Origin of the sequence: Ruegeria sp. THAF57, from assembly GCF_903914075.1 — a bacterium.
Lineage (GTDB): Bacteria > Pseudomonadota > Alphaproteobacteria > Rhodobacterales > Rhodobacteraceae > Ruegeria.
In genome coordinates this window covers 1-12,320 of the sequence record NZ_CAIWNQ010000010.1, presented here as the reverse complement: position 1 = coordinate 12,320, position 12,320 = coordinate 1, and the positions used below count along the sequence as shown (strand labels likewise).

Sequence of the window (12,320 nt, the reverse complement as noted above, 5' to 3'; positions counted from 1 at the left end):
TCGTGCGGTCGGACCAGAAAAATTGAGTTAAACTGAAGCCGAACTCCTCGTTTTCACCACAATCCCGCTTTGGTTTCGGGCGGGGCATCAGATCATCCTGGTGTTGGGGCCAGCAGTGGCACAGGGTGATTTGGTATGATGCTTCAGTTCGAAAGAGTGGTTGCAACGGGGAGCGCAGCGCTCGATTCAGGTATCGGCGATACGGCTTTAAAAACATTTAACGGTGACACGTACCTGTACAGCGTTACCGGTCCCGGCGGCGGTGTCGCTGTCTGGAAGCTGTCGGACGGCCTTATTCCGCAGCTGACAGATACTGTTTATTTTAGCGGAGCGTTGGCTACGACCGCGGGGCGTATGGGGTTCCCTGTTTCCTTGGCCGGAGAGGATCAATTGATCCTGAGCGTCAGATACGCATCCGGTCTTGTTGGTTATGCGATGAACCCGGATGGAACGCTGGGGCAGTTACATGAGAGCAGTGGCCTTGTTGGCGGTGGCAACCTGTCTGCAGTCGCGCAGGTGTCGACGTCTCTTGGCGACGTTTTGGTTCTGGCACAGAATGACATTGGGCAAATCGCGACGTACTCAGTTGATGCACAAGGGGATTTGCAACTTGTTCAAATGGTTTCAGCCGCCGTAGATTCGATGCAGACGGTCACGATTGGGGCAAACCACGTTGTCGTCGCGTCCGATTCAATCTCAAGTTCCTTTACGACATTTAGTGTGGATGACGCGACCGGTGGCCTCAGTGCAGTCGATAATAGCGAGGTCTTGGCGACACTGGGAATTGCGGTACCGACCAAGATCGACGTTGTTCAAGCCTATAACCAGTCCTGGGTGATCGTAGCGGGGTCGGAGAGCAACTCGCTGAGTGTAATGAAGCTGACCAGCGACGGACGCCTAGACCCTACAGACCATGTCTTGGACTCCCGGCACACGCGGTTCGAATCTGTTCAGGACCTTTCCGTTGTCAATGTGGATGGGCACGTATTTGTCGTGGCAGGGGGTGGGGATGACGGGGTCTCGTTATTTACCCTGATTCCGAACGGGCAGTTGGTCTATCTGGACAGCTTTGCGGATACGGTGGAAAGCGGTCTGCAAAATGTCGAAGCGCTGAGTGTTGCGCATGTTGGGGATGAGTTGCAGGTGCTTGTCTCTTCGCAACAGGATGCTGGGTTAACACAACTGTCCGTTGCCCTTCCGGATTTGGGTGTAGTGCGCAAAGGGTTCGGAACCGTCCATGGCACAGCCGGGGCGGACAAGCTGAGCGGCGGCATTCTGGACACAGAATTGTTGGGGGGCGCGGGAGACGACATTCTGATAGCGGGCACCGGATCGACGACCATGACCGGCGGGTCAGGCGCGGATATCTTTGTCATGCAATTCGGAAGCGATCCTACGACAATTACCGATTTTCAAGCCGGTCTTGATCGTCTTGATATGTACGATTTCCCACTTCTTCGAACTCCGGGGCAACTGACGTTTACCGCTACGCATCAGGGCGCAAGGATCGGGTACCTTAACGAAAAAGTCGAGTTGATCTCTGCGTCGGGGGGCGGATTGACAGCGGATCAAGTCTTTGGTGCGGGCTTTGACGGGCCTGACCACATACCAGTCGATTTCGGAGATTTCGGCGGTTTAGACCCCGGAAGCTCGGACGGTGTTCTGGGGCCCGTAACCATAAATTCCGAAACCGAAAACCCCGCATTGGCGCAGGCTGAAATCAGATTTTCTTTGGATGGTGGCGGCACGGTCAGTGTGCGCACGGATGAGGATGGACGGTTTGATTTGGGTTTGCCGCCTGGAGTGTTCTCGGGCGAACTGGATATTATAAAGACCTATTCCACGGCGAGCTCAGATATTAATGCGTTGGACGCATTGCAGGTCTTGCGAATGTCGGTCGGGTTGAACCCGACATGGGGAGCGCCAGCACCGGAAAACATCATTGCTGCCGACATAACACGGGATGGAACAGTCAATGCGCTAGATGCCCTTGCCATCTTGCAAACAGCCGTTGGTCAAACGTCCAAGCACTTGCCTCAATGGGTGTTTCTGGATGATGATGCGGACCTTTCGGGCATTACCAGATCGAATGTAGACTACGAGACTGGTGTCGGTGTCACGATTGATGGCGGCGGTTTCGCGACAGATATGACATCTATCCTGCTTGGTAATCTGGAACCTGTTTGAACAGTCGTGACGCTAAGGCAAGTCAAAAATGCTGCCCCGAAATCGTCCAGCCGTTCTAACCAAGCGCGTTGCGCTGTTTTCGTTCGGGCCAGAATTCATCTACGACCACATACGCTGTGATAACAAAGAATGCGGCACTTGCGACCTGCAGCACGCGCGTGATGCTTTTGACATCCGCTTCATCCGAAAATGGGGCGACTGATCCACCGTAGACGATCAAGGCAGTTGTGATCGCCGATCCTGCTGCCGCAGCCAGCGGAGTTTGCGATTTTCCAAGAGCCCCGAGAACAATGCAAAAGAAAAAGCACAGCAGTACAGGTGTCAGAATGACGGGCGCAATAACGTTGATCTCATAGCAAATGATGGAAACTGCCGCGCCCAGCAGGTTCGCGGTCAGCATCGCCTTGGCAACGGTTTTCCCGGCCGCAGGCATCGCTGCTAGCTGTTGGCTGAGAAGCGCGACAAAGAAAAGAACAAGCAGCGCCGACGCTCCGTACAGGAAGAAAGCAATCGCAAACGGCACTGTCACCATGGACATTCTGAAAATGCGCCGGTTTGGATCAAAATCCTGATCAGCAACAGCTTTCTTCTGCGCTTCGGCGGGTGGGGCGGCCGGGATAAGCACGAACATCAGGGTGGATACGAAACCCGCAAAGAACAAGTTCATGGGAATCCAAAACACCAATACAAGCGCCAGATCCTGCGATTGAAGAACAAGATTTGGGATCATCAAAGCACCCATAAGCGCGATGACACCCGGTAATACCCCGGCCCCGGAAACAGACCACGTAAAGGACAGTATGATTCCGATGGCCATTAAGACCAAGAAAACAACCGGATAAGGCGCAAAGACTGACGACAACAAAAACGAGATGAACATCAGTCCAATGGAAAACACGAAGAGCTTCCCAAATGCGGCCAATGGCAAAGCTGCGGGTGCTTGCAGGAACAGAGCTGTGAACACCGCGCCGACAACTGCCAGCGGCCATCCAAGAAACAAACCTAGGGCGAAAACGCCCGTTACCCCAAGTGCCAGACGGAGTACTGCGTGTTTGTCTTCAATACGCATAAGACAGGATCGAAACCAAGCGGATATAGGTACGACCCACCAAGTTCAGAGGCGCATTGTCGCTCAGGTACATGATAACATCTGCTTGCCCATTTAACTGAAACCGTAGGTCATCTTCGGCGTTTCCGGCCTCATAGCCCGGCAATACGATCCTAACCGGGAACCGTTCGGGTTCGCGCAGGAATCCCTTGGTACTGGGTGGGCTTGCAAGCTGGCCGGGTTCATCAGCGCCGCTTAGGGAAACAGCCGCGCTAAAGCTTTCGACCTTGCCTGACACGATTTGACCGGGGTGCATATCCAGAACAACCTCGACAGGAGAACCGACAACGGCGCGGCCAAGGTTGTTTTCAGTGAAATAGGCTTCGATCCAGACATCTGTTGCGTCTAGGAACGTCAGAAGGTCCTGACCCGAGCGGGCATATGTCCCAGGGGCAATAAGCAAGTTCGAAATCACGCCCGTCGCAGGCGCACGCAATTCCGTCCATTCCAGATTCAACTCTGCATCAGCCAGCGCCGCGAGAGCGCGTTGAATTTTTGGGTTCTCCAGCCCCTCATCCCCAAGACGTTGCTTGGCTTTTTCCAGATCGGCCTTGGCATTCTCCAGATTGGCCTCGGACTCGGCCAATTGGCCGCGCGCATCGTCGGCGCGTGAAACAGCAATCAGCCCTTTCTTTTCCAAGGCAAAGACGCGCTCGGTCTGAATGCGCATTGTATCAAGGTCGCTTTGGGCCCGCGCCAATTTTGCCTGTGCCGCGCTGACTTCAGCGGATGACGCGCCCACTTCCTGAGTGGCGGCTTCCAGATCGGCTTCGGCCTTGGCCCGTTCGATTTCATAGGGTCGGCGATCAATGCGTACCAGAACATCCCCGGCTGAAACGACCTGACCGTTTTCCACCAGAACCTCGGTCACCGTCCCGGTGACCTGAGGAACAATCTGGGTTGCAACGGCCTTGACCCTGGCATTGCCGGTAAACGGAGTTTGGCGATCAGCGACCAGATACCAGACCAGAAACAGAAGAATAACCGCAAGCGTCGTCCAAATCGTTTTCCTCATTCCACCGCACCTTCGGTCGAATCCGAGGTTTCTGGCGACGCGTCGATCCAGACCTTGAACAGCTCATAGAAAACTGCAAACAGGACGGGCCCCATGAAAATTCCGATCAAGCCATAAGCCATCATGCCACCCAGAACGCCGATCAAAATGACCAACATCGGGGTTTCCAACCCCTTCGAGATAAAGACCGGGCGAAGGAAACTGTCCATGATACTGACCGGAATGGCGAGAATCGTGAAGATCAATGCTGCGCCGCCTGACATGGAACTCCAAGCGTAAATGATCACGGGCAGCAGAACCAGGCCCGGGCCGATCTGAATGATCGACAGGATAAGGCTTACGAAGGCCAGAGTTGCCGCCGAAGAAATCCCGAAGACAGCCAAAAGTATCCACACAACAATCGCCTGAATCGCGGCGACGCCGATAACGCCTTTGGTGACATTTCGGATCGTTGCCCCCGCCAGGGTGACAAACTCACCACCACGTGGGGCAAAGACACGGTTGGCGAACCGTTGAAGCCCCTCAACCATTTGCGGACCCGGCTTGAATAGCGCGCCCATGATGATGACTGAAAGTGCAAGCCCCAGAAGGCCAATGCCAATACCCAGAACCCTTCCAAACAGCGACTTTGTGACTTCAAGGATTTGAGCACCGTATTTGGCAAGTGCGCCATCCAGGTTTCGCTCAAACATGGTCCAGACTTCGCCAAGTTTATCTCCAATCAAGGGCAATTCCTTGATGCCTTCGGGTGCAGGTGGAATTTTAAGTTCCCCGCGGTCTGCTTGTTCAGCGAAGTCGGAGCCAAGTTCAGCTGCCCCTGAAACGGCGGTGGCGACAGGCCCCAGGGTCAACAGCAGACCCAACAGAACCAAGATTGTGGCCGCAAGCGACTTTCTTCCGCCCAGTTTGCCTTGGAGCCAGTCGAAAACAGGATAGAGCGCAACGCACAGAATTGCCGCCCAGATCACCACGCTTGCAAGTGGGGCAACCATAATCAGCGCGCTATATAGAAACAGTCCTAAGAACAGTAGGCGTATTGCCAGATCGACGATTTTGGCGTCTTGAGTCTTTTCCATTCCATCCCTCCCAAATATTTTTTTATCTGAATATTAGACTCAAAAGTTTGGATATGTACATTTTTTTGGTCTTGGAGGTGCTGTATCGACTTGATGAACAAATATAAATCGGGGCTCGGGTGGCGCCCTTGTTGAGATTCCGTTGAATTCAATGAAGAGAGAGCCGAAGATCTATCCGTCTTTTTCTTCGTCGTCCTGTGAGAGAATTGTATCTGCCACTGTGGTCGCTGCTGTAACGAAGACACCTAAGCCGACGATGATATACGCCATCGTGAAAATTTTTCCGGCTGCTGTTTCTGGCGAAAAATCCCCAAATCCAACGGTCGAGATGGTCACGACCGAAAAGTAGATGGAATCGAGCCAGCTCCAGCCTTCGACGAAGTGATAAAAAACCGAAGCCCATAGGATCATGCCAACCGTGAAGGCCAATATACCCTTCACTCTGCCATCTTTGAATGCGACGCCAATTCCCCGAGTTATTCTGGTAAGTGAGTTCATTGTGCCCTCGTTTTTGTATTTTGTGCGGGCATAGTAATCAGATTTTTGAATATTTCAAAAAGCCCCTGCTTGCTGCGGTTTGGCGGGTTTCTTTGTTGCCTAGGCCTAATATCCTTTCCCGGCCAACCAACAAGGGCGCGCGATTTTGTCAAAGTTTCATATCGCTGTGGAAAGTTTGTGGTAAACACAAAAACAGGTTATGCTGCACCGCAGAAAGATACGAGAGAAGCGGCCATGTTCCGTTTGGAAGGAGCGAAATCGCTGGTTACTGGTATTGCTAATTACCAGTCAACAATTTGGGGCAGTTGGAAACACTCGTCCAATAGTTGCTTTTGCCCAAAAGGAAGGTCTGCGCCAGCGAGATGTCGTTACATCTGCCGAGGGGTTTCACCTGGCTACGGATGTCCCGGTTCATGCTCTACCGTCGGTGGACCCAGCACTGTCTGAAAGAGGATATTCACATGACTACGAATGCTCATTCGAAATCCCTGCAGCTTGGCTCTGATCTGGCCAGGGACGCGGTTGCCGTGAATGAACGTACTGTCGGAGCGGTAGCTAACGCGTTGGATCAGTCCGGAGTTCAGTGGAACTTGCTGTCAAAATCAATGGCTGTGCAGTCCAGCAGGATCATGCAGGACCACACGGACCGAACCCGCCAGTTGGCTCAGAACATGGCAGAGTGTTCCCAACGGCTTTTCTCATCCCGATCAATAGTCAAAGATTGGGGGGAATACCTGAAAGACGTAGGGCAACGGGTCGCCCTGACCATGGATGCCTTGCGCGAACGCGGGGATGTCTTCCTCGAACACGAAGCAGCAGGCTGCCCGCCCGTTCTTATCTATGATTACGAGGTAATCACCGACGGTAGGCACCTCAAACGCCCGTGTAACTATCAGTTGTTGCGCATCCTTCCGCCCGAGGGTGTGACCGTTGAAGATAGCAAGCGCCCATATATCATCATCGACCCGCGCGCGGGCCATGGCGGCGGTATCGGCGGCTTCAAGCATGACAGTCAGGTTGGTGTTGCTCTGGCGAAGGGCCACCCGGTCTATTTCGTCAGTTTTGGACGAGATCCTGTTCCCGGTCAGACGCTGGCGGATGTCATGCATGCCGAGGCAGGGTTTGTTCGAACCGTGCGCGCGCGCCATCCAGACAGCCCGCACCCTGTTGTTACCGGAAACTGTCAGGGCGGATGGGCGACGTTGCTGATGGCTGCGTGCAATCCTGATTTAAACGGTCCATTGGTTCTGAACGGCGCGCCTGTTGCGCCTTGGGCTGGGGCGGTTGGGGAAAACCCAATGCGCTATAATGCCGGGGTTCTGGGTGGGACATGGCAGCCGATGTTCTGGTCGGACTTGGGGGCAGGTCAATTTGACGGTGCCAATCTGGTGATGAACTTTGAGCAGCTAAATCCCAGCCGAAACTACTTTGGCAAGTACTTCGATCTCTACCGAGACCCTGAAGGAGGGAGGCAGCGCTTTATCGATTTCGAACGCTGGTGGGGCGGATATTTCATCCTGAATGAGGCCGAGATCCATTGGATCGTTGAACAGCTTTTCGTCGGCAACCGTTTGGTCAAGAACACGGCTCAGCTCGAACCGGGTGTTCCGGTCGATATCAAGGCGATCAAAGGGCCGATCTTTGTGTTTGCTAGTCAGGGCGACAACATCACACCACCGCAGCAGGCCCTGAACTGGATTTCTGAGACTTATTCCGACGAGGAGGAAATCCGCGTTCGGGGTCAGCGCATCGTCTATATGCTGCACGACGAGGTGGGGCATCTGGGCATCTTTGTTTCGTCAAAAGTGGCACGGAAAGAACATCGAGAGCTTGCTTCTACGCTGGAAACCGTCGAGTCAATGGCACCTGGTCTTTACGAGATGCAGATCGAAAACATCGAGGGTGAAGGCGCCGACAAGGAATTCGAAGTTCGTTTTCACGAGCGTACATTGGCTGATCTCGCCGCGTTGGATGATGGCCAGCAGGATGAAATGAGCTTTGCCGCCGTTGCCCATATGTCAGAAACCCAGTCCAATATTTATCAGACTTTCGGCCGTCCGACCGTTCAATCCTTGTCGACGCCCACTTCGGCAAAGGCGCTTCGTGACTTACACCCCCTGCGCGTGCAACGCGCTGCATTGTCTTCGGCCCAGCCTGCCACGTTGGGTATTAAGTATTGGGCGGACATGGCGCGGGAACACCGCAATCCCGCCGCGCCGGAAAATCCATTTCTGGAACTGGAAAAGATTACGGCGGACTGGATAGAGCAAGTGATGGACTATGGCCGCGACGTTCGCGATGCGTGGTACGAGTTGACATTCTTTTCCCTTTGGAGCGGGCCTTTGGCAGCGTGGTTCGGTCAGAAGAACGCCGCGCACAGAACATTGGTGGATCCGGAAAGTCTGAGGTCATTGCCCGAGGTCGAAGCGGCACTGGCGCACATTAAACAGGGGTCACTGGCCGAAGCTGTCGTCCGTATGCTGATCCTTCTGGTCGACAGCAATCAGAGCTTTCGGGCTGAAATTCTGGACCGGTGGGCCCAAGTCTTCAAACATGATGAACCATTCAAGGGGCTTACGGTTGATCAACGTCATCGCCTGCTGCATGAACAGTCGCTTATAGTGACCTTTGATAAGCAAGAAGCGATAAACACATTGCCTGATTTGCTTCCCCTAAAGAAAGACCGTATGCAGGCGGTTGCACTTCTCCGGCGGATCGCCGGAGAAGTGCAAAAAAAGCCCACTCCTGAACTGTTCGAGATGGTTGATGAATTGTGTGACATTCTTGACCTGCCAAAGCCTCAGGATGAAGCGGCACTGGCGCCTGCGAACAACTCTGAGACGCTGCCTGCGCGATCCCCAGCTGATAGAAAAGCCCGCTCAAAATGAAAATCTATGAGAACCGAACATTTGCCCAATTGAATGTAGGTGACGAAGCCAAACTGACGCGTCTTTGCACGGTTGATGACCTCTATGCGTTTGCCTCTGCCTCTGGTGACCACAATCCCCTGCACTTGGCGGCCTATGACGGTGACGGCGATGGGCAACCCGAGGCGGTGGCGCCGGCTTTGTGGCCCGCCGGTTTGGTCGCCGCTGTGTTGGGTAACGTCTTGCCGGGGGCGGGGACTCAAACCCGCCGGGCGGACCTGTCCTTCCACATTCCTGTTCTTGCCGGTGACGAATTAACGGCGTTTGTTTCGGTTGCCGAAAAGCGCGATGATGGCGATCTGATCTGCACCGCCGAGGTGCGCCGCGTCGGAGATAACGCCTTGGTCCTGAGCGGTACGGTTCAGGTCACGCCCCCGGCCCAGCACATGGAGTTCGACTCGATCGAAGTTCCGGGCCTTGTCGTTCAGCGCCATCGTCATTTCGACGCGCTGCTTGAAAAGGCAAGACCTTTGGACCCTATGCCTACGGCGGTGGTTGCGCCCGAGGATGGTAACTCGCTGAGTGGTGCGCTGCTGGGTCATGCCAACAGCATCATCACGCCGATCCTTGTTGGGGACCCTGACAAGATCAAGGCCGCGGCAGCAGAGATAGATGCGGATATCTCCGATCTCGAAATCGTCGAGGCTCAGGGTCACGGGCTTGCCGCACATCGCGCGGTGGACTTGGTGGTTGAAGGGAAAGCGCAGACCCTGATGAAGGGATATCTGCATACGGATGAGCTGTTGCATGCCGTCTTGCGCCGGGAAAACGGATTGCGAACTGGTCGGCGTTTGTCTCATGTTTTTGTGATGGATGTGCCGGGGATGCCAAGACCTATTATGGTGACAGACGCGGCGGTGAATATCGCGCCAGACCTCGAAACCAAAGCCGACATCGTTCAGAACGCAATTCATCTGGCGCTATCCATCGGGATCGAAACGCCGAAGGTCGGTGTTTTGTCGGCCGTTGAAACCGTAAACCCGCATATGCCTTCATCCGTGGATGCAGCGCTGCTTTCAAAAATGGCTGAACGCGGACAGATTACCGGCGGGTTGGTCGATGGCCCACTTGCGATGGACAACGCGGTTGATCTGAAGGCTGCCCGCACCAAGGGTATCACGTCCGAAGTCGCCGGATCAGCAGATATTCTGGTCGCCCCGAATATCGAGGCAGGCAACATGGTTGCGAAACAGCTTACCTTCATTTCTCATGCCGAGGCTGCGGGTATCGTGGTGGGGGCGGGCGCCCCAATCATCTTGACTTCGCGGTCCGATGATGATGCCTCACGTTTGGCGTCCTGTGCGGTTGCAGCGCTGCATGCTTATGCAAACAAAGGTAAGCTCTATGGCTGATCATGTATTGGCGCTGAACGCCGGGTCTTCGTCACTGAAATTCGCGTTGTACGAAGTCACTGAGGAAAACCGCCCCAGCATGCGCTGGCGAGGCCAGATCGAGCGTTTGGGGGATGCCCCTAGATTGTTGGCTCAGTCTGCCGGGGGTCGGTCGATCAACCGCCCGCTGTCGAATACCCAGAGCCACGATGAAGCTATCCACGCTTTTCTGGAAATGGCGCGGGAATATCTTCCGGATATCCATGTGAAAGCAATCGGCCATCGGGTTGTCCACGGTGGCACGGTCTATTCCGAACCGGTTCTTATTGATGAAACGGTCATAGACACATTGACGGGGTTTGTTCCTTTCGCCCCTTTGCATCAACCTTATTCTCTGGCTGGTATCCGGGCGGCCAGCGCTGCATTCCCGGATACCATTCAGGTGGCGTGTTTTGATACCGCCTTCCATCGAACGCACCCTTGGGTCAACGATACTTTTGCCTTACCGCAAAGTTACTATGAAAAAGGGGTCCGGCGCTATGGATTCCACGGGCTGAGCTACGACTATATCTCAGGGAAGTTGAAAGAGATCGCACCGGGTCTGTACGATGGCCGCGTTGTGATTGCGCATCTGGGAAATGGTGCATCCATGTGTGCGGTCTCGGGCGGGCGCGCGGTTGCCTCGACGATGGGATTCTCGGCGCTGGATGGTTTGCCGATGGGGACGCGCAGCGGTCAACTGGATCCCGGTGTGGTGCTGTACATGATGCAGCAGGATGGAATGTCGGCGGATGAAATCGCCGAAGTTCTTTATCGCAAGTCCGGTCTACTGGGCCTGTCGGGTGTTTCGTCTGATATGCGCACGCTTTTGGCTGCTGATACGCCGGATGCCCGCAAGGCTATCGACTATTACGTGTTCCGCATCCGCCGGGAATTGGGCGCGCTGTCCGCCGCGTTGGAAGGTATTGACGCGCTGATCTTTACGGGTGGCGTCGGCGAGAATTCGGCCCCGATCCGGCAGATGGTTTGCGATGGAATGCGCTGGATCGGAATCGAAATGGACCACGCGCGAAACGCGGATGGCGGCACAGTCTTGTCGACGGATTTTAGCCGTGTCCGCATCCTGTCGATACCAACCAACGAAGAAATGGTAATCGCGCGCGCCGCGGTCAAACTGATGCAATAAGGTTAGTCGCCAGACTTTTTTCGAGATTTAGAGAGTTTGATCAAAGCGCCCAATAGGGCGCTGACGATCTCGGGCGTCACGGCCCCAAGCGGGTCGCGCCGCAAACCTGTAACGGCGTCGCGTGCCTCGGCCAAGTTGTCCTTGATCTCGGTCTCAATGTCTTGCAGCGCCAGGTCCCGAAGCTCAACCACAGCAGAGATGTCGGTTTGTGATGACATGGAGTTGGCGAACAGTGCCAATAACAGCGCCACCACCAGATCGACGCCGGCCATGATCAGTGCTGCGACCGCGTTTGACACAGACGCAGACAGCCAGAAAAAGCCTGCGACGTTCAGCATTACAAACGCTAGGCCAATAGCCAGCCCCGCAGCGCCATAAAAACCGGTGCGTTTGGCCGCTACTGCGACTTGTCTTTGAGCAATCAGCCTTTCGGCACGCAGGATGATTGAAAGATTGCGGGATATGCGGCTCATGTGCGGGCTCCTACCGGGAACGGCCAACCAGATAGCCAAGCGCGAAAACGCCAAGCGCAAACAGGATCGGCTTTTTGTGCGGCAACTCCCCAAGTTCGGTCAGAACGTCGTCCATCTGGTCTGACCAGTTTTCAATCGTGTCGATCAGACTGTCGGAATGGTCTTCCTTTGGTTCCGCCTTCTCGGCCTTGGTTTGTTGGGCAAGTTGGCGGCGAAGTTCGGCAACTTCGGCTTCCAGCTCTGCTTTTGTCACCATCGTTCAGGTCCCTCTACCGCGTTGTACCGCATGTTAGTCGGTTTTTCTGTTTTAGCAAAAGGGGCTTATCGGGCGGTAAGACAGATCGCTGCCGGGAAAGCGGGATCAGCCAGCCCGGCACCAAACGCAGTCGTGGTCGGACAGGGGCGTTCCGTCGTCAGCAATCGAAGGAAGAATACCAGTGCCACGGCATTTGAGCCCTCGGCCCGCCAACCAGTCCAGTTTCATCACCCGGTCGGGGTGGGGCGTAATCAGGCTGGGGC

General features: G+C 54.8%; 10 protein-coding genes. 4 read left to right on the top strand and 6 right to left on the bottom strand.

The annotated features are described in order from the left end of the window. Window positions 1–135: 135 nt before the first annotated feature. Window positions 136–2,187 carry a dockerin type I domain-containing protein gene (locus RUESEDTHA_RS18745; protein ID WP_180888201.1) on the top strand — a complete coding sequence of 684 codons (2,052 nt, stop codon included), beginning with the start codon at window positions 136–138 and terminating at the stop codon, window positions 2,185–2,187. Between the two features lie 55 nt (window positions 2,188–2,242). On the opposite strand, the gene RUESEDTHA_RS18740 is transcribed toward RUESEDTHA_RS18745, so the two are convergent. The 4 genes from RUESEDTHA_RS18740 to RUESEDTHA_RS18725 all read right to left on the bottom strand — a co-directional run bounded on the left by RUESEDTHA_RS18740 (window position 2,243) and on the right by RUESEDTHA_RS18725 (window position 5,884). Beyond that, complete coding sequence (locus RUESEDTHA_RS18740) at window positions 2,243–3,256, bottom strand: DUF2955 domain-containing protein (protein WP_180888200.1); 1,014 nt, start codon at window positions 3,254–3,256, stop codon at window positions 2,243–2,245. Continuing rightward, window positions 3,246–4,310, bottom strand: a complete 1,065-nt coding sequence (locus RUESEDTHA_RS18735; RefSeq protein WP_171123361.1) for an HlyD family secretion protein — start codon at window positions 4,308–4,310, stop codon at window positions 3,246–3,248. The genes RUESEDTHA_RS18740 and RUESEDTHA_RS18735 overlap by 11 nt, the downstream gene beginning before the upstream one ends. Further along, entirely contained in the window at window positions 4,307–5,386 is a 1,080-nt protein-coding gene (locus RUESEDTHA_RS18730) for an AI-2E family transporter (protein WP_180888199.1), read from the bottom strand. Before RUESEDTHA_RS18730 ends, RUESEDTHA_RS18735 begins: the two co-directional genes overlap by 4 nt. A 171-nt stretch (window positions 5,387–5,557) precedes the next feature. Then, complete coding sequence (locus tag RUESEDTHA_RS18725) at window positions 5,558–5,884, bottom strand: potassium channel family protein (protein WP_180888198.1); 327 nt, start codon at window positions 5,882–5,884, stop codon at window positions 5,558–5,560. A 461-nt stretch (window positions 5,885–6,345) separates the two neighbouring features. Here RUESEDTHA_RS18725 and RUESEDTHA_RS18720 point away from each other — a divergent pair, with 461 nt between their 5' ends. The 3 genes from RUESEDTHA_RS18720 to RUESEDTHA_RS18710 are packed head-to-tail and all read left to right on the top strand — an operon-like array spanning window position 6,346 to window position 11,328. Then, window positions 6,346–8,772: a DUF3141 domain-containing protein gene (locus RUESEDTHA_RS18720; protein WP_180888197.1), complete on the top strand. Its 2,427-nt coding sequence runs from the start codon at window positions 6,346–6,348 to the stop codon at window positions 8,770–8,772. Beyond that, window positions 8,769–10,163 (top strand): bifunctional enoyl-CoA hydratase/phosphate acetyltransferase, encoded by a 1,395-nt coding sequence (locus tag RUESEDTHA_RS18715; protein WP_180888196.1) that lies wholly within the window; start codon window positions 8,769–8,771, stop codon window positions 10,161–10,163. Before RUESEDTHA_RS18720 ends, RUESEDTHA_RS18715 begins: the two co-directional genes overlap by 4 nt. After that, complete coding sequence (locus tag RUESEDTHA_RS18710; protein WP_180888195.1) at window positions 10,156–11,328, top strand: acetate/propionate family kinase; 1,173 nt, start codon at window positions 10,156–10,158, stop codon at window positions 11,326–11,328. Before RUESEDTHA_RS18715 ends, RUESEDTHA_RS18710 begins: the two co-directional genes overlap by 8 nt. A 2-nt stretch (window positions 11,329–11,330) precedes the next feature. Here the strand turns inward: RUESEDTHA_RS18710 and RUESEDTHA_RS18705 are convergent, their stop codons facing one another. Both RUESEDTHA_RS18705 and RUESEDTHA_RS18700 read right to left on the bottom strand, forming a co-directional pair. Next, a complete protein-coding gene (locus RUESEDTHA_RS18705) occupies window positions 11,331–11,801 on the bottom strand; it encodes a hypothetical protein (protein WP_180888194.1) in 471 nt (156 codons plus the stop codon). A 10-nt stretch (window positions 11,802–11,811) separates the two neighbouring features. Then, window positions 11,812–12,057 (bottom strand): hypothetical protein, encoded by a 246-nt coding sequence (locus RUESEDTHA_RS18700; RefSeq protein ID WP_180888193.1) that lies wholly within the window; start codon window positions 12,055–12,057, stop codon window positions 11,812–11,814. Window positions 12,058–12,320 lie beyond the last annotated feature (263 nt).